Annotated in this window: 15 protein-coding genes; 6 read left to right on the top strand and 9 right to left on the bottom strand. The window is 45.4% G+C overall.

All coding sequences use genetic code 11. The annotated features are described in order from the left end of the window. Window positions 1-105 precede the first annotated feature (105 nt). From H150_RS0100920 to H150_RS13450, 5 genes are all read left to right on the top strand, one after another. Complete coding sequence (locus tag H150_RS0100920) at window positions 106-2274, top strand: TonB-dependent hemoglobin/transferrin/lactoferrin family receptor (RefSeq protein ID WP_019957163.1); 2169 nt, start codon at window positions 106-108, stop codon at window positions 2272-2274. Between the two features lie 88 nt (window positions 2275-2362). After that, window positions 2363-3412, top strand: coding sequence for a hemin-degrading factor (locus H150_RS0100915; RefSeq protein ID WP_019957162.1), 1050 nt, complete (start codon window positions 2363-2365; stop codon window positions 3410-3412). Next, entirely contained in the window at window positions 3409-4215 is an 807-nt protein-coding gene (locus tag H150_RS0100910; protein ID WP_019957161.1) for a heme/hemin ABC transporter substrate-binding protein, read from the top strand. The genes H150_RS0100915 and H150_RS0100910 overlap by 4 nt, the downstream gene beginning before the upstream one ends. Window positions 4216-4225: 10 nt before the next feature. Continuing rightward, on the top strand, window positions 4226-5173 hold the full coding sequence (locus H150_RS0100905; protein WP_051082948.1) for a FecCD family ABC transporter permease: 948 nt from the start codon (window positions 4226-4228) through the stop codon (window positions 5171-5173). Then, window positions 5170-5937, top strand: coding sequence for an ABC transporter ATP-binding protein (locus H150_RS13450; RefSeq protein WP_019957159.1), 768 nt, complete (start codon window positions 5170-5172; stop codon window positions 5935-5937). Before H150_RS0100905 ends, H150_RS13450 begins: the two co-directional genes overlap by 4 nt. A gap of 34 nt (window positions 5938-5971) precedes the next feature. Here the strand turns inward: H150_RS13450 and H150_RS0100895 are convergent, their stop codons facing one another. After that, window positions 5972-7186, bottom strand: coding sequence for an MFS transporter (locus tag H150_RS0100895; protein ID WP_019957158.1), 1215 nt, complete (start codon window positions 7184-7186; stop codon window positions 5972-5974). A 405-nt stretch (window positions 7187-7591) separates the two neighbouring features. On the opposite strand from H150_RS0100895, the gene H150_RS0100890 reads away from it, so the two are divergent. Further along, a complete protein-coding gene (locus H150_RS0100890) occupies window positions 7592-8797 on the top strand; it encodes an MFS transporter (RefSeq protein WP_026353362.1) in 1206 nt (401 codons plus the stop codon). 79 nt (window positions 8798-8876) lie between these two features. Here the strand turns inward: H150_RS0100890 and ispH are convergent, their stop codons facing one another. The 8 genes from ispH to H150_RS0100850 form a co-directional block, all read right to left on the bottom strand. Beyond that, complete coding sequence (ispH, locus tag H150_RS0100885; RefSeq protein ID WP_019957156.1) at window positions 8877-9806, bottom strand: 4-hydroxy-3-methylbut-2-enyl diphosphate reductase; 930 nt, start codon at window positions 9804-9806, stop codon at window positions 8877-8879. Window positions 9807-9821: 15 nt separating this feature from the next. Continuing rightward, the gene (gene lspA, locus H150_RS0100880) at window positions 9822-10385 is read right to left on the bottom strand and encodes a signal peptidase II (RefSeq protein WP_019957155.1); all 564 of its coding nucleotides are present in this window, start codon (window positions 10383-10385) and stop codon (window positions 9822-9824) included. Between the two features lie 13 nt (window positions 10386-10398). Beyond that, complete coding sequence (locus tag H150_RS0100875) at window positions 10399-10692, bottom strand: antibiotic biosynthesis monooxygenase family protein (protein WP_019957154.1); 294 nt, start codon at window positions 10690-10692, stop codon at window positions 10399-10401. A gap of 113 nt (window positions 10693-10805) precedes the next feature. Next, window positions 10806-11726, bottom strand: a complete 921-nt coding sequence (gene cysM / locus H150_RS0100870) for a cysteine synthase CysM (RefSeq protein WP_051082947.1) — start codon at window positions 11724-11726, stop codon at window positions 10806-10808. Between the two features lie 82 nt (window positions 11727-11808). After that, on the bottom strand, window positions 11809-12507 hold the full coding sequence (locus H150_RS0100865; protein ID WP_019957152.1) for a dienelactone hydrolase family protein: 699 nt from the start codon (window positions 12505-12507) through the stop codon (window positions 11809-11811). A 218-nt stretch (window positions 12508-12725) separates the two neighbouring features. Continuing rightward, on the bottom strand, window positions 12726-13595 hold the full coding sequence (locus H150_RS0100860) for an EamA family transporter (RefSeq protein WP_019957151.1): 870 nt from the start codon (window positions 13593-13595) through the stop codon (window positions 12726-12728). Window positions 13596-13609: 14 nt separating this feature from the next. Next, entirely contained in the window at window positions 13610-13864 is a 255-nt protein-coding gene (locus H150_RS13445) for a DUF1289 domain-containing protein (protein ID WP_019957150.1), read from the bottom strand. Between the two features lie 139 nt (window positions 13865-14003). Continuing rightward, a complete protein-coding gene (locus H150_RS0100850; RefSeq protein WP_019957149.1) occupies window positions 14004-17834 on the bottom strand; it encodes a DUF3683 domain-containing protein in 3831 nt (1276 codons plus the stop codon). Window positions 17835-18130: the final 296 nt, after the last annotated feature.

The following is an 18130-nucleotide window of genomic DNA, read 5'->3' as shown; positions in this document are numbered from 1 at the left end:
TTCTTTGGGAACATTCCGATAATAATACAAATGATAATAATTATCAAAATTATTATCACAACTATACCATTCATCAACCGATACCGATTGCCAGAAAGTTTTTCAATGATTCGCTCTCTTCGTCCCATCGTTTACTGTGTCTGCAGTGCTTTAGCGGCTCTATCTTCACAAGCTGCATGGTCAGCCAATAACGAAGCAGAAACCGTGTTACCAACCATTATCATCAATGCCGACCAAGCAACGACTGCCAACACCCACAATCAAAAAATCAGTCGCGATGATTTGGACAAAGCTGGCGCGCACGACCTCAAAACCATGGTTGGGTATGAGCCCGGCGTAGAAGTGGAATCCCAAACAGGCTTGAACAATGGCAATTTCAATATTCGAGGTATTTCAGAAGACCGAGTTTTGGTCATGGTCGATGGTTTGAACCTACCCGATTCATTCAAAGACAGTTTTTGGTATGGCGGCAACAACAATCGTTCTAAAAATGGCATGACATTCGGTCAAAATGTGGTGGAACCCGATACCATCAATACCATCAACGTGGTCAAAGGGCCGTTTGAAGCACAATATTCAGGTGAAGCCATTGGCGGCTCGGTCAATATGAAAACGTACAATCCTGAAGATTTGATTGCCGAAGGCAGCCGTGTCGGTGGCTTATTCAAAGGCGGTTATAACAGCGGCAATCAAGGTTGGAGCAGTACTTTAGGCGGTGCTGCCAAAGGCGACGTGGCTTCAGGCTTGGTGATGTATACCCATCGCAGCTATGGCGAAACCCAAAGCGCAGGCGCACAATCGAGCGAGCAAGACAATGACAGCAACAATCTTTTGCTCAAAGGCAAACTGGATTTAGGTACACATCAATTGAGCGCCACAGGCGAATATTTCAAACGCAATGGTCATTCTCAAGATTTATTGAGCGTGGGCAGTTTGGATGACACTGCCAGCGAACGCATGCGCACCAGCTTGCAATACCAATATCTGCCTGAAAACAATGGCAGCTTGCAAGCCATCAAAATGGGATACGATTACCAAGATTCGGATTCAGAACTGTTCCAAATTGAACCAAGCAGCCGCCATTTTCAAGGCTATGATCAATCTCAACACCGTTTTCATACCCAAGGTTTGTGGCAATTTGATGCAGGTGTTCAACACAACATCATGACAGGCTTGGAATACCGCAATGTTACAACATCAACCAATCGCCACAAAACCGATTACAACGCTTCAGGGGTTCAAGTCGGTGCAGTTGATACTTTATTGTATTACCCTGAAAACCAAAGAGATATTTGGAATGTATTTGTACAAGACCGTATGGTGTTTGACAATGGTCTTTCTTTGACGCCTGCTTTGCGCTATACCCATGAAACATCCACGCCCAATCGCGATGATTTTGATCGTTTGAAAAACCAAGCAAATGTGTCTTTTGACCAAATGGCAGCCAAACGCAGTTACAGCAAAATCTTGCCAAGCTTGAAATTGAACCTGCCGTTGAATGACGAAAACCAATTGTTTGCCTCTTACGCCAAAGGCCATAAAACACCACAATTTGACTCACAAGGCGCAGCTTCACACAGCGTTTTAGGCGGCAGAATTCAATATTACAATATACCTAATTTTGATTTAAAACCTGAAGAATCCGACAGCTTCGAGTTTGGCTGGCAACACGATGGCGACAATACCCACGCCAAAATCACCGGTTTTTACAACCGTTATAAAAACTTCATTCAAGAAAGCCAAACCATCAACACATTCTATCCTTCAGGACGCCCACCGTTCCCGATGGTAATGGAATTGAGTGCAGTGAATCTGGACAAAGTGGTGACTTATGGTATCGAAGCACGTGGTCAATATGATTTTGCACCTTATTGGAACGTCAATGGCAGCTTCTTTTGGATGCGTGGTGTCAACCAAGATGACAACAGCCATTTGAGCAGTGCCTTGCCAATGAAAACCCGTTTGGGCTTGGCTTATGCCAATGAAACTTGGGGCGCCAATGCCGATTGGACCATCACTGCCGCCAAAACCAAATATGCCAGTGCTGACCAAACCACGCCCAAAACACCCGGTTATGGCTTATTGGATTTAGGCGCGTTTTGGAATGTGAACAAACACACCAAACTGTCGTTGAATGCTTACAACGTTTTGAACAAAAAATATTGGTTGCCCGCTGACATGTTGTGGTTGAACACCACAGGTCAATTGGCTGACAAAGACAGTCATACACAAATGGGTCGTGCCATTGGTGCCAATATCCAAATTAAATTTTAATCTGTAGTCCCAATATAGTTACAGGACGCTTAAATTAGATACAAGCGTCCTGTAAACCCATAACACCTATTTTATATGGAACCCAATCATGTCTCAATTATGGCAACAATACCAAGATTTAAAAGCACAAAACGCTTATTTATTCCAATACGAAGCAGCCGATTTGCTTCATGTCAGTGAAGGTGAGTTATTGTCATCGGCACCTGAATCTGTGTATTTGGGTCAAGACTTTGGTGCCATTTTCAAACGCTTAGAAGCGATTGAAGAAGTGCAATTGATGGTACGCAACCACATTGCCGTACACGAAAAACATACCCGCATCACACCGTTAAAATTGTCCCCAAAAGTGGGTTTGGCCATTGATGTGGGTGGTTTTGATGTGCGCTTATTCCCTAGCCATTGGCACCATGCCTTTGCCCATGATTTTCCTAGCCGCGGCAAAACCTTGCGCTCTATTCAGTTTTTTGATGCTCATGGTTTTGCTTTGCAAAAAGTGTATTTACAAAGTGACAACGACGATGTGTGGCAAGCGATTGTGGACGATTTCAAACAAGCGCAAAAACCCACATTCACACCAGAAACACCGCATATCACCGAACAAACCGTTTTAAACGATGAACAATTGCAAACTTTCCAACAACGCTGGCGCGGTTTGACCAATGTACATCAATTTTTCGGTTTGTTAGAAAGCTATGCTTTAACACGCCAACAAGCGTTTGAGTCGGCACCTGAAGGTTATGCTTTTCAATTAGAAACCACTGCCATCGAAGCCATGTACGAAACGGCAGCAGCACAAGAAGTACCGTTGATTACCTTTATCGGTAACAAAGGTATTGTGCAAATTCAAACGGGTACAGTAAAAAATGTGTCACGCATGCGTGGTTGGTTGAATATTTTTGACCAAAAACACAATGGTTTCACCATGCATTTAGACGATGCCAAAATCGCCACCACTTGGTTGGTATTGCGCCCAACCACAGATGGTTTAATCAGCTGTATTGAAGCTTTGGACGAACAAGGTCATACGGTTTTGAGCGTGTTTGGTCAACGTGTAGAAGGCCAAGCAGAGTTATCTTCTTGGCGCCAAGTATTGCAAAACGTGACCGAGCAAACCATTTCTGAGGAATCATTGGCATGAAACCGTCCATCAAAATACTGCTGTCAGGCATAGTATTGGCAATGACGACGGTTTCAGCGCAGGCAGCCGAACGCATTGTGGTATTGACCAGCGATGTGTCTGACATCATCGTGGCTTTGAAAGCGGAAAAACAAGTCATTGGCCGCGACAATTTGAGCAAAGCGCCCAGCTTGGCACATGCAAAAAACATCGGCATGTTTCGCAATTTGACTGTTGAGCCGATTGTCGCTTTAAAGCCGACGTTGGTATTAGGCAGTTGGATGGCCAATCCAACCCATATTTATGACCAATTAAACCGCCATCAAGTCAAAGCGGTGAATGTTTCACCACAACAAAATGAGCAAACATTCGCCAAAGGCATTGTGCTCGTGGGAAAATACGTGGGTAAACAACCCCAAGCCCAAGCTTTGTCCAATCAATGGTCGGCACAAATGAAACCTCGCTCACACACAGGCAAGCGTTATGTTTTCACTTACGATGGTCAAATGGTGGCAGGTAAAAATACCGTCGCAGACACTTTGATTCGTTTGGCAGGTGGCGTGAATGCTGCCAATCAATTGGAAGGCATACGCCCGATTGCACGCGAAACATGGGCCACATTGAAGCCTGATGTGATTGTGATTGCCAATCACAGCTTGCCTGTGGTCGGTGGCAGTATTGAAACATTCAAGCAGCGTCCTGAAATCGCTGTCAGTGCCGCAGCCAAGCACAATAAAGTGTTGACCATGACGGCCAATGAAGCTTTTAGCTTGGATTTAAATAGCCCGAAAGTTGTAGAAAAACTCCATGCGCTCGCTCGTTAGTCATTTGCCCATGCGGCACACTGCGCTCCCAAAAATCTTGTTTTGGTTTTTGGGAGCGGTATTGTTGGTTTGGTTGTGTTTGGGTGTCGGCTTGGGAACGTGGGAGCGTCCCGACCAAATTGACCCGATGATTTGGCAATTGCGCTGGCCTCGTGTTCTTGTCGCATTGCTCGTTGGCACAGCTTTGGCAGTGGCAGGTGCGGCAATGCAAGCTTTGTTTGCCAATCCTTTGGCAGATCCAAGCTTGATTGGTACCTCCAGTGGCGCGGCTTTGGGCGTGGTATTGGTGTTGGCGTTTGGCTTCGGCGGCATGGGCGTGTCACTCGCTGCATTTTTAGGTGCCATGACCGTGTGTTTGTTGGTCTTGGGCGTACACCATTTATTGGGTGCAGGACGCTTGGGTTTGCTGATTATCGGCTTTGCCATCAGCGCATTTTGTATGGCCGTGGTGAGCTTAATCTTGTTCATTTCAGACGACATGGTTTTGCGCAGCGCCACCAATTGGCTCTCAGGCAATTTGGGCGCAGCAGGCTTTGTGCCGATTCATTATGCCGCCATCACCATGCTCATCGGTTTGGTGGTTTTGGTCGCCAAAGCCCGTGATTTGGACATTTTATTATTGGGCGATGAAACTGCTTTGTCTATGGGCATCAATGTCAAACATTCTCGTTTGTGGATTGTCATCGGCACCACTTTGCTCACAGGTGCGGCAGTGTCTTTGTCAGGTGTGATTGGTTTTATTGGCATGATGATACCGAATGTGATTGCCTCGATTTGGGGCGGCACGCGCGCGAGCATCATGTGGCGTTCGGCTGTGGTCGGTGCAATATTTTTATTGCTCGTAGATACGTTTGCCCGCTCGATTGTTTATCCCATTGATTTGCCTGTCGGCATCGTCATTTCATTGATGGGCGCACCGTTTTTCTTGTGGTTATTTGTCAAAGGCATCCGCACATGAGCGATTTATTTCATATCAGCGGCCTGAAAGTCGCTTTTGGAGAACGGGTGATTTTGGACATTGATGAATTGGCCATTTCCAACCACGCCATCACCGCCATCATCGGTCCCAATGGTGCGGGCAAATCGACGTTGCTCAAAAGCTTGCTCGGACAATTTCCCAGCCAAAACTTGTCTTGTTTGGGCGAATCGGCAAGCCATATGCTCAAGCAAGGCAAAATTGCATGGGTTGGGCAACATGAAATGTTTGCCACACCTTTGAGCGTATTGGAATATGTATTGTTGGGTCGCTATCCGCATTTGGGTTGGCTCTCTCGCCCTAGCCAAAAAGACACAAATGATGCGCACCAATTGCTAGCAGAATTTGAACTCAGCGCTTTTGCCAACAAGCGTTTGCAAGCTTTGTCTGGCGGTGAAAAACAGCGTGCAGCCTTGGTACGGGCGTTGTTGCAAGACACCCGCATCATGTTGCTCGATGAGCCTAACAACCATTTGGACATCAAACACCAACACCAATTGATGCAACAATTGAATCATTTCCAACAACAAAAATCGGTTAGTTCGGTGATTGTGTTACACGATTTGACGCTGGCGGCCAATTATTGTGATGAAGTGATTTTATTGGGTCATGGTCAATTGATTGCGCAAGGCAAGCCCGAAGATGTGATGACGGCAGCCAATTTATTTGAAGCGTATCAATGGCACATCACACCGCAATACCGTGATGGTATTTGGTATTTTGACTCGTTTCAAGCAGCCCATTGAATGCACTTACAGGACGCTTTAAGCGTCCTGTAACTTATATGGTCTGTTCTATTTTCGCTTCTCGAATCGGCAAATGAATCAATGCAGCCACAGCCGCCAACACCATATCCGCATACCACATCCAACGATAATCCCCAAACTCGGTAATAGATAGACCACCCAAATACGCACCCAAAAAACCACCGACTTGGTGCGAAAACAAAGTCAAACCAAACAACGTCGCCAAATAACGCACGCCAAACAATTTGCCAACCAACGAAGCCGTTGGTGGTACGGTCGCCAAAAAAGTAAAGCCCAAGCCAACTGCCAAGACATAAAACACCCATGGCTCACGCGGCATATTGATGAACCACAACACCATCACCGCCCGCGCCAAATACATCCAAAACAAAATGTATTTGCTGCGATAACGTGACACCCAGCGTCCTGCCAGCAAACTGCCCGCCACATTCGCCAAACCAATCAATGCCAAAGACCAACCCGCCACTTGCGCATTCAAACCGCAAATCGCCACTTCACCGGGCAAATGTGTCACCAAAAAAGCAATGTGAAAACCACAAGTGAAAAAACCCAAATGAATCAGCAAATAATCTCGATTTCGCAATGCACTCAGCACAGTTTGTTTTAAACCACCATCGGCAGTGGCGGCAGTGGCGGCCTGTGTTTTGTCATACGGGCGTGTGGCGGCAAACAACAAAGGAATGGTGGCCACAGTCAAAGCCGCCATCGCAAACATCGACTGCATCCAACCAATCGATTTAATCAAGCTTTGTGTCAACGGCGATACCACCACTTGTCCCAATGAGCTGCCAGCATTCATGATGCCCGAGGCATTGCCGCGCATTTGCGGTGTAATGTGTTGCGCCACCGCACCCATCATAATGGAAAAGCTGCCTATGCCCGAGCCAATGGCACTTAAAATACCCAAACCCACCATCATGCCCCATTCGCTCGGCCACAAAGGTGGAATGACCAAGCCAATGAGTAAGACCACCATACCAAACACCAATACAGGTCGTGGTCCAAATTTGTCCGCAATCGCACCCGCTACAGGTTGAATTGCCCCCCATAAAAACTGTCCTATCGCCAAAGCCAAACTGATAGAGGCGATGCTGATGGAAGTTGCTTCGCTGATAGGCAATACATACAAACCCAAAGAATTGCGCACACCCATGGTAATCAACAACAATAAAGTGGCGGCCAAAACCATATACCACAGCGAACGACTGGATGAAGCGTGTGAAAACATGTATGCTCCGCTAAAAAATCGGTATTTAATTTAAATATATTCCATCATTTAAAAAAATTTTGATGGATTCAAACACTCAAGCAAACTTATTTGACATTATCTAACTCAGACGTGCGCCCATCTTGAGCATATCGTTGTTGGAAAAAAACAAATCCATCCAATCAAAACAAACATTTAAATCGATTGTCATAACAATATCAACACCTGTATCTATACAACATTGTTATCTTTCAAATAATATTTTTGTAGATTTTGAAACCATCTTTTTTGAAATCATCTATTATGAAAGCCATCATCCTACAAGCAATCTGTTAGCAAACACACAACTGGATACCAAAAAGATTCAGGCCACATACACATCTAGCTGCCATCTACACGAGAACAGCGATTGCACGGATTTTGATTATGGAAACACACGACCCGCCCAAATCATCACCATTATGGAAAGTCGTCTTTGTATTGATACTTGGCACTTTTGCGATGGGCAATGCCAAATTTTCTATCATTCCTTTGGTGCCAACCATTGCCGCTGATTTGCAAATCAGCAATCAAGCGGTTTTGGATTCTGTGTTTGCTTATTTTTGGGGTGGCTTTGCCGGTGCACCGATTTTGGCTTTGCTGTTTCGTAACTGGAACAAACCTAAAATCTTGGCCTTACTGAGTTTGTGGTGTTTTTTAGGCAATATTCTCAGCTCTTTTGCCCATAATGCCGAAACCTTATATTGGTTGCGCTGGTTTAGCAGCATTCCTCATGCGGCTTTTATGGCATTTGCCACTTTATTAATCTGCGAAATCGCCCCGCCCCAAAAACGCGGCCTGTATTTAGGCATCATCTTATTGGGCATCTCGTTGTCCACCTTATTTGTCGTGCCATTTAACACCTTAATTGGCATGCAACACGGTTGGGAAATCTCTTTTCGGTTTGTGGCTTTATTGGACTTGTTGATTTTCATATTGGTATTGGATTTACTGCCCAAAAACCTCAATCCCACCATTTCCACCACCATTGCCCAACAATTGTCAGGCTTAAAAAATCCACAAGTCTGGCAATTATATGTTTTGGGTTTGTGTATCATCACTTGCGCCACTGCCGCATGGTCGTTTGGGATTGCCACCATCAACCACGCAAGCCCACTCAATATGCCCTTCAAAGTCACGTTATTGGGTATTTTAGGATTGGGCTTTATCATTGGCCAAATCATCGGTGGTCTCGCCGCCGACAAAAATGTCCATGCCGCCATCGGCATCAATACGGCTTACACCTTATTGGTCTTGATTTGTTTGATTGCCAGCTTGCCTAACTATCACATAGGCATTATGGCAATTTTTTTACTGAGCATTTCATTTGCAACCATCAATATCATGATGCAAATTCGTTTATTGGATTTTCCCAGCACATCGCTGTATTTGATTATGTGTTGTTTCAATGCTTGCATACAATTGGGCAATTTTTTGGGCTCTTGGCTCTCAGAAGTGGCTCAACACAGCCATCAATCCACACAAACCATGATGGTTTATACCTTACCTTTAAGCCTCTTGGCGCTATTCATTTGGTGGTATTTAGACCATCAGCGTATCAAAAAACCTCAATCAAAATTTCCTTCTAGCTAGGTTTAATACATAAAAAAGCGTCCTGTAAAGATTACAGGACGCTTATTCTGATTACCGCATCAATATTGTCATGTCTGTTTTAACGCAATTCTTTTGGCAATACAAAAATAATGCTTTCTTCGACGCCGCTTAACTCTTCCACCACGCCATGTCCCCATTCTTGGATTTGCGCAATCACGCCTTGCACCAACAACTCTGGCGCCGAAGCACCTGCGGTCACACCAACATGTTTTTTGCCTTCAAACCAAGCTGGTTCTAAGTAAGTGGCATTGTCGACCATATACGCATCCACTCCCAACAACGCCGCCACTTCACGCAAACGGTTGCTGTTAGAGCTGTTAGGCGAGCCAACCACAATCACAATGTCGCATTCCGATGCCAATTTTTTCACCGCTTCTTGGCGATTGGTCGTTGCGTAGCAAATGTCTTCTTTGTTCGGGCTTTTAATATGTGGGAAACGTGCTTTCAACGCTTCAATAATGTCGAACGTCTCGTCCACAGACAATGTGGTTTGGCTCACATGCGCCAATTTTTCTACATCGTCTACTTCCAACCTAGCCACATCTTCCACCACTTCCACCAGCAACATACCGCCTTCGCGCACCTGTCCCATTGTGCCTTCGACTTCAGGATGACCTTTGTGACCAATCATGATGATTTGATAACCTTCATCATTCAAACGCTGTACTTGCTTGTGGACTTTGGTCACCAGTGGGCATGTGGCATCAAAAATGCGAAAACCGCGACTGATGGCTTCTTCTTGCACCGCCAAAGACACACCATGTGCAGAATAAATCAAAGTAGCACCTTCTGGCACATCACTCAATTCCTCAATGAAAATCGCACCTTTATTGCGCAAATCATCGACGACAAATTTATTGTGTACCACTTCATGGCGCACATAAATCGGCGCACCGTATTCTTCCAACGCACGCTCAACAATGCTGATGGCACGATCAACGCCCGCACAAAAACCACGAGGATTCGCCAATAAAATCGGTTGTGACATGTGTATATATCCTTGTTATTTGGCAGCGTTTGCCGCTGCTTGTTGTTTTTCTAATTTGCTTTGATGAAAACCATCAATCACCAACATCACCGCACCCACACAAATAAAGCTGTCGGCAATATTGAAAGCAGGATAGTAATAAGGCTCAACATAAAACAATAAAAAATCGATGACATGACCATGTACAAAACGATCGACCACATTGCCTATCGCACCGCCCACAATCGCCGCCGCACCCCAATTGCCCCAACAACCAAACTGCGCTTTGCGGATAGACCACAATAGCCAACCGCTGATGGCAAATGCCAACACTGAGAAAAACACCACTTGCCAACCGCCTGCATTCGCCAAAAAACTGAATGCCGCACCCGGATTGTAAACATGGGTCAAATCAAAAAAATCAGTGATGATATTGATGCGAGTCGCGCCCAAAAAATAACCTTGCTCATCGTAAACAGGCGCTGGAATTTTATGAATGACCATCCATTTGGTGAATTGGTCTAACACGATGGCCAAAAATGCCAACAACAAATATTTGCCTAAAGCAACAGGCTGAACAGGCTGGTTTTGAGTGTGCATAAACTGATTAACTTTATTGAGAACGTTCGTATTGTCGCACAATTTCAGCAATTTCCACGCGACAAGATTTGTACCACTTCCAGACACCTTTGTTTTGAGCAATTTGATGGTCGACATTATGACGCCATGCTTGAATATCGCCTAAGCTGTGCCAATATGAAACCGCGATTTCATCATTGCCTTGACCACAAGCTTGAAAATCAATGCAATGGTATTCATTTATCGCCAATTGACGCAAATATTGAGCAGTTTGCACATAATCTTCGTCCAATTGATCAATTGTTGCTCTAAAAATCACCACATACATTTTTGACTCCCTTATTTTACAGGTCGCTTCATCATGCTTTCGGTATCAACCATCCCATACATTCAAAACAAATTTACAGGACGCTGCTTGAAAGCGTCCTGTAAAAGATGGATTTATGCTGAAAACACGCCCGTAGACAAATAACGATCCGCGCGGTCACACACAATACACACAATCACCGCATCTGGATGGTCTTTGGCAATTTGCAAAGCCGCCCAAGCCGCACCGCCCGAAGACACGCCAGCGGCAATGCCTTCTTCAGTCGCCAATTGGCGCATGGTCGTTTCGGCATCGCTTTGCTCGACATCCATAATCACATCCACACGCGAAGCATCAAAGATTTTTGGCAAATACTCTTGCGGCCAACGACGAATGCCCGGAATGCTTGAGCCTTCGGCAGGCTGTAAACCGACAATTTGCACGTCTGGATTTTGCTCTTTTAAATATTTAGACACGCCCATAATCGTGCCTGTGGTGCCCATAGAGCTGACAAAATGGGTGATTTTGCCTTGCGTTTGTGCCCACAATTCAGGACCCGTAGTCAAGTAATGCGCTTCGTAATTGTCTGGATTGGCAAATTGGTCTAACACTATGCCTTTGCCTTCGGCTTGAAGCTGCAACGCCAAATCGCGCGCGCCTTCCATGCCTTGTTCTTTGCTCACTTCAATCAACTCAGCACCATACACACGCATCGCATCTTTACGTTCTTGGCTCATATTGTTAGGCATAATCAATTGCATTTTGTAGCCACGCATCGCCGCCACCATCGCCAAAGCAATGCCCGTATTGCCTGAAGTCGCCTCAATCAAAGTGTCACCCGGTTTGATGTCACCGCGTTTTTCCGCCTGCATAATCATATTGTAAGCTGGACGGTCTTTGACCGAACCTGCTGGATTGTTGCCTTCCAATTTGGCCAACACCACGCCCGCACCTGCATCTGATAAACGCTGCAAACGTACCAAAGGTGTTTTACCTACAAATGCATCCAATAAATATTCTTGTTGAGCAAACACATTGTTTTGCGACATAGTCATCCTTCATTCACTGCAAAAATAGCGGCACCTGCCGTCAGAAGCCGCTATTGTACCGCTTTTATGCGTTAAATTTGGTTTACATTCACGCCAAACACATGCGCAAAAATGCCATTGAACGCTGCCACGCCACCTCAGCCGCACCTTCGTTGTAAGCTGCTCGCTGATTGCAATTGAATCCATGCGCCGCAGGATAGACATACACCACCACTTCATCGGCATATTTTTCACGCAAAACATCAATGCCGTCCATCGGAGTGGTCATGTCATTATCCGAAAAATGTGCCAACACAGGCGCAATCGGCTTGTTTTGCAATTCCACCTCCGCAACCATGCCACCGCCATAATAACAAATCGCCGCCCACAAGCCTTGCGCCTGTTGTGCTGCACGCCAAGTATTCAGGCCGCCCCAACAAAAACCCATCATGCCCACTTTATTGACATGTTCATTGTCATACGCCCAATCAATACATGCTTGGATATCGCTCATCACTGGCGCTTTGAATATCACTTCGATTTCTTGTTTCAAAGCCTTGCCATGCTCAATGTCTGCCGCGCCATACGCCATATTGACGTTTGTTTCCACACGGTCAAACAATTGTGGTGCCATCGCCAAATAGCCTTCTTTTGCCAAACGGCGACACACATCTTGAATGTGGCTATTGACACCAAAAATCTCCATCGCAACCAAAACTGCGGCTTTAGCAGGTTTTTCAGGACGCACCACAAATACCTGCGTTTGAAAACCATCATCAGAAGCGATGCTGAGCCATTGTTCATTCATATTGTTTCCCCTGCTTTTATTACAAATAACCACACCCTAACGCTTTACCATAATTTTGTCATGACCATAATGGAGATTCACCCATTTATTGATTCATAAAAACTCAAACATGACAGTGACGATATGCTTCTTTTAAACAGAACATGAAAAACACAAGCAGATGCTTTGAAAGCGGCCTGTAAACATTCCCATCCATTCACACTCAAACAATCACTGCTTTAAATCATACTGGCATACAAACACGCCACCGCCACCATCGCCACCAACAAACCCAATACATTGATTTTGTGCAAACGCTCTTTATAAACCAACACCCCAATCACCGTTGCCAAACTCAACACGCCCACATTCACGCCTGCAAACACCACGCTTGGCGTATCACTCAAGGCTTGATGCGCTTTGATGTAAAAATAAATATTGGCAAAATTCAGCAAGCCTAATAACAAACCGCAACGCAAACTGAAACCATGCCATCGGGTTTTACTCAACAACAAAAAGCCCCAAATCAAGATTGCTGCCGCCACAAAACCCACCAACAACAATAAAGAAAATTGCGCGCCCGTTTTGGCCACTTGCTTGAAAATGATGTCAATGATGCCATACCCCATCCACACCAAAAACAACATCCATCCTGCACCCGTACCAACATTGGTTTGTTGTACGTTTTGTAATAATTCAGATTTGGGTTTTACCACAATCAACAATACCGCCAACACTGCCAAAGCAACGCCCATGCCTTTCAGGCCGCTGATATGTTCCCCAAAAATCCATACTGCCGCCAACAAAGGTATCACCAAAGACAAACGCTGTGCGGCATCGGCTCTCACCATTCCCGCGCGATATACCGCTTGTGCCATGAACACAAATACAGTCGGCAACAACACCCCCAACAAAATCACCCAATGCCACGGCAAAACATAGATTTTTTCCATACTGACATCAGGCTGCAGCAACACATAAGTGGCGAGAATGGTCACCCCATAATTCACTGCAATCGCTTGAGCGGCCTGTAAACCTTTTGGTCTTGCCCATTTGAATAAAACCGATACCGCCACACTGCACAACACACACAATACCAACATCCACATGTACCGAATACTCCCTAATCAAAGTCCAATTCTGGCTCCACTATGGTCGCCGCATCGACTGCTTGCATATTGGATAAATGAACCATTTGTATTTTTCGCCGCCGTTGTATACACAAACGCAATACCTCTTTTTTTTCGGCATCGTTATATGTGAACCACTGTTGCCGCTCTTCGCGCGAACGCAAACAACCTTTGCAATAACCACGGTTATTGCTTTCACATACCGAAATACACGGATTGGGTATTTTGAAAAATTCCAATTGTTCCATGACTCACCCACCTGACTGTGCAAGCTGCATGCATTTGATTGTATTCTCTATTTAGCATAAGCCCAAATTTTGTCTCCAGATACAAAAAAACGCCATCTTATGGAACATAAGACAGCGTTTTTCGAAACGATTTCAAGACTTACAACAACACGCGCTCAATACCGCCATTGGCTGCTTTGGCTACAAACTCATTTTGCCATTGCTCACCCAACACATGTTTTGCCATTTCAATCACGATATAATCGGCATCAACATTGGCATCGTCTTTGTAGCGGCTCAAGCCTTGCAAACACGCAGGACAAGAAGTCAAAATCTTCACAGGCTCGCCTTGTGGTAAAGCGGCTTTGCCTTTTTCAATTTCTTCTTGCTTACGGAAACGCACTTGCGTGGCAATGTCAGGACGGTTCACTGCAAACGTACCGGCTTCACCACAACAGCGATCTGACAATGGCACGTTTTGACCCATCAATTCAGATGCCAATTTAGCCGGCTGCATGGTTTTGATAGGTGTGTGACAAGGGTCGTGGTACAAATATTGCTGACCTTTGACGCCATCCAATTTCATGCCTTTTTCAAGTAAAAATTCATGAATATCAATAATGCGACAACCTGGGAAAATTTCCTCAAAACGGTATTCTTGCAATTGGTCATAACACGTACCACAGCTCACCACCACGGTTTTGATGTCCAAATAATTCAAAGTATTGGCCATGCGGTGGAACAACACGCGATTTTCAGTGGTGATTTCTTGCGCTTTTTCCACATTGCCCGCACCTTTTTGCGGATAACCACAGCACAAATAGCCCGGCGGCAACACCGTTTGCACACCGACATGCCACAGCATCGCTTGCGTTGCCAAACCCACTTGGCTGAACAAACGCTCCGAACCACAACCTGGGAAATAGAACACCGCTTCAGTGTCTTCTTGCAATTGTGGATTGCGAATAATCGGCACAGTTTTGTTGTCTTCAATCGCCAACAACGCACGCGCGGTCTTAATCGGTACATTGCGTGGCAATGGACGATTGATAAAATGCACCACTTGTTCTTGAATTTTTGGCTGTTGTGTGGTCGCCTCTGGCTGTTTTTTCTGTTTTTTGAGCTTACCAAAACTGAATTTTTTCGCCAAATCATAAGCCGCGTTTTGCGCCTTAAAGCCCACATTGACCACGCCCATACGCAAGGCTTTCACCGTTGCAGGATCTTTGGCATTCAAAAACGCCATGCCAATGGCAGCCGTTGGATTGAATTTCTTCTTGCCTTGTTTGCGTAAGAAGTCGCGCATTTCCACGGTTACATCACCAAAGTCAATGTTCACAGGACACGGTTTTTCACAGCGGTGACACACAGTACAGTGATCAGCCACATTATTGAATTCTTCAAAATGCTTGAGCGACACACCACGACGGGTTTGTTCCTCGTACAAGAATGCTTCGGTCAATAAACCCACACCCAAAATCTTATTACGCGGGCTGTAAAGCAAATTGGCACGCGGCACATGTGTCGAACACACAGGCTTACATTTGCCGCAGCGCAAACAATCTTTGACCGAATGGGCAATTTTGCCAATGTCAGACTGCTCCATGATCAAAGATTCAACGCCCAGCAATTCAAACGATGGCGTGTAAGCCATGCGCAAATCGCTGCCACGCATCAATTTGCCACGGTTAAAACGGCCATGTGGGTCGACTTTGGCTTTGTAATCCCAAAATGGCTGCATTTCTTCATCGGTCAAATATTCCAACTTGGTAATGCCAATACCATGCTCACCCGAAATCACACCGTTCAAATCGCGCGCGATTTTCATGATACGGTCTACCGCTTTGTGAGCGACCTGTAACATATCATAATCGTCTGAGTTCACAGGAATATTGGTATGTACGTTGCCATCGCCTGCGTGCATATGCAAAGCCACAAACACACGTGAACGTACCACTTTGCCGTGAATTTTGCCCAATTGCTCCATGATTTTCTTGTCAACATGACCGCTGAAAATCTCGCCAATTTGACGCATCAAATCACGTTTAATCGACACACGCAATTTGAAATCGCGCATCGCAATGAAGCAAGTGTTGTTCAAATCGGCGCTCGCATCTTCCAAAACCTCAGCACCAAAACGCTCAACATATTCAGATAAAGGCGCATCCAAATGGTCCAACAACCACTGCCAACGAGCATGTACCGCTTCGACATGTTGCAATGCATATTGACCACGCTCACCCAACAATTCTTTGCTAGGCAAATCTTCGCCCATTTTGTCCACAGGCAATTTTTCATGGCGCAAATACGCCTCCAAAGCGCGCACCAAAGCCAATTTGTTTTGAATCGACAACTCAATATTGATGCGCTCGATGCCGTCTGAATATTCACCCAAACGCTCAAGCGGAATCACCACGTCTTCGTTAATCTTGAACGCATTGGTGTGTTTGGCAATCGCAGCAGTGCGAGAACGGTCTAACCAGAAGGTTTTGCGTGCTTCAGGCGACACCGCAATAAAGCCTTCGCCTTCACGCGCATTGGCAAAACGCACAATGTGTGCCGCTGCTTCTTGAACTGCGTTTTCGTCATCGGACACAATATCAGCCAAAAGCACCATTTTTGGACGACCTTTGCCGGCGGCTTTGGTGGCATAACCAACCGCACGCACATAACGCCAATCCAAATGTTCCAAACCTGCCAATTTCACCGATTCGTGACCCAACAAATAATCGCGAATTTCGACAATGGCAGGTGTTGAGTTGGCAACCGTACCAAAGAATTCCAAACACACCGTACGGGTTTGTTTTGGCATCGTGTGCAATACAAAAGCGACACTGGTGATAATGCCATCCGTACCTTCTTTTTGCACACCCGGCACACCCGACAAGAATTTGTCGGTCACGTCTTTACCCAAACCAACTTTACGGAATTTGTGACCTGGAATGCTCAAACGCTCGGTTGAAACAATGGTTTTACCATCTTCTTTTAAGGTATGAACGTCAAAATCCGCCATATCTTGGTCATGGATTTTGCCAAAATTGTGGTTCACGCGTTCAATCAATAACCATTGACCTTGCGGATTGACCATTTTCCAATAGGCCAAATTGTCTAATGCTGTGCCCCACAACACCGCTTTTTTACCGCCGGCATTCATTGCCACATTACCACCGACACAAGAAGCATCGGCAGAAGTTGGGTCAACGGCAAACACAAAACCAGCTGCTGTTGCCGCTTCTTCAACACGGCGTGTCACCACACCTGCGCCACAATGAATGACAGGGTGTTTGCCTTCTAAACCTGGCATCGCCACCATTTGCACACCCATGTGCAAATCGAGTTTTTCAGTATTAATGACCGCACTCATGGCATCCAAAGGAATCGCACCACCGGTATAACCTGTACCACCACCACGAGGAATGATGGTCAATTCAAGCTCAATCAAAGCTTTCACCAAAGGCGCAATTTCCGCTTCCGAATCGGGATTGAGCACCACAAATGGATATTCCACACGCCAGTCAGTGGCATCGGTCACATGTGACACACGTGCCAAACCGTCAAACATGATATTGTGTTTTTTGGTAATCGAACTTAAACGCTTGACGATTTGCTCACGTTTGATGCGGGTTTTTTCAAATGATGCATCAAAATCATCGACCGCCACCGCTGCCAAAGACAGCAATTTTGCGACTTTGATATTGTCATCACGACGCTTTTGAATCTCATTCAAACGGTGGCGCATCTCGCCCACCAACGCCACTTGACGGTGTTTGTGTTCCAACAAATCATCGACCAAATAAGGATTACGCATCACCGCCCAAATATCGCCTAAAACCTCAAACAACATGATGGCAGAGCGGCCTGTACGGCGCTCAGAACGCAAATCGTCTAAAATCTCCCAAGCTTCGGAACCGATCAAACGGATGATGATTTCTTTATCAGAATATGATGTGTAGTTGTACGGAATTTCGCGAATGCGCGCGGTAGCAGTCATTGTGGTTCCATGTAACAGTTTTTTATAGCGTGCCAGCCTGAAAACTTGTCTTTCAGCGACACCAATTTTGTGTAAAACGACAGATTGCTAGTTTAACCGATACAAGATGTCCTGAAAACCTCAAATCCACCATCATGTCATTGAGGTTTTGTTACAAAGCCAAGCTTTATCAGCTTGCCCACCCTTTTATCTATTTTTAATAAAACTGTTATGTCGTTTTAAATGAAATGATAAATGGCTTATTGAGGCTAAAAATATTCCAGCAAAATACCCATATCAGTTCACCGTACACATTC

Origin of the sequence: Vitreoscilla stercoraria DSM 513 (genome assembly GCF_000382305.1) — a bacterium.
Classification (GTDB): Bacteria; Pseudomonadota; Gammaproteobacteria; order Burkholderiales; family Neisseriaceae; genus Vitreoscilla; species Vitreoscilla stercoraria.
Note: the sequence above shows the minus strand (reverse complement) of the source record. Positions and strands in the feature narration are given on the sequence as shown.

What these genes read in the sequence shown, in the direction of transcription:
- H150_RS0100860 (WP_019957151.1), bottom strand. Translation starts at nt 13,595, where the DNA reads ATGTGGATGTTGGTATTGTGTGTGTTGTGCAGTGTGGCGGTATCGGTT.
- lspA (WP_019957155.1), bottom strand. Translation starts at nt 10,385, where the DNA reads ATGCACACTCAAAACCAGCCTGTTCAGCCTGTTGCTTTAGGCAAATAT.
- H150_RS13450 (WP_019957159.1), top strand. Translation starts at nt 5,170, where the DNA reads ATGAGCGATTTATTTCATATCAGCGGCCTGAAAGTCGCTTTTGGAGAA.
- cysM (WP_051082947.1), bottom strand. Translation starts at nt 11,726, where the DNA reads ATGACTATGTCGCAAAACAATGTGTTTGCTCAACAAGAATATTTATTG.
- ispH (WP_019957156.1), bottom strand. Translation starts at nt 9,806, where the DNA reads ATGTCACAACCGATTTTATTGGCGAATCCTCGTGGTTTTTGTGCGGGC.
- H150_RS0100910 (WP_019957161.1), top strand. Translation starts at nt 3,409, where the DNA reads ATGAAACCGTCCATCAAAATACTGCTGTCAGGCATAGTATTGGCAATG.
- H150_RS13445 (WP_019957150.1), bottom strand. Translation starts at nt 13,864, where the DNA reads ATGGAACAATTGGAATTTTTCAAAATACCCAATCCGTGTATTTCGGTA.
- H150_RS0100905 (WP_051082948.1), top strand. Translation starts at nt 4,226, where the DNA reads ATGCGGCACACTGCGCTCCCAAAAATCTTGTTTTGGTTTTTGGGAGCG.
- H150_RS0100875 (WP_019957154.1), bottom strand. Translation starts at nt 10,692, where the DNA reads ATGTATGTGGTGATTTTTAGAGCAACAATTGATCAATTGGACGAAGAT.
- H150_RS0100890 (WP_026353362.1), top strand. Translation starts at nt 7,592, where the DNA reads ATGGAAACACACGACCCGCCCAAATCATCACCATTATGGAAAGTCGTC.
- H150_RS0100865 (WP_019957152.1), bottom strand. Translation starts at nt 12,507, where the DNA reads ATGAATGAACAATGGCTCAGCATCGCTTCTGATGATGGTTTTCAAACG.
- H150_RS0100895 (WP_019957158.1), bottom strand. Translation starts at nt 7,186, where the DNA reads ATGTTTTCACACGCTTCATCCAGTCGTTCGCTGTGGTATATGGTTTTG.
- H150_RS0100850 (WP_019957149.1), bottom strand. Translation starts at nt 17,834, where the DNA reads ATGACTGCTACCGCGCGCATTCGCGAAATTCCGTACAACTACACATCA.
- H150_RS0100915 (WP_019957162.1), top strand. Translation starts at nt 2,363, where the DNA reads ATGTCTCAATTATGGCAACAATACCAAGATTTAAAAGCACAAAACGCT.
- H150_RS0100920 (WP_019957163.1), top strand. Translation starts at nt 106, where the DNA reads ATGATTCGCTCTCTTCGTCCCATCGTTTACTGTGTCTGCAGTGCTTTA.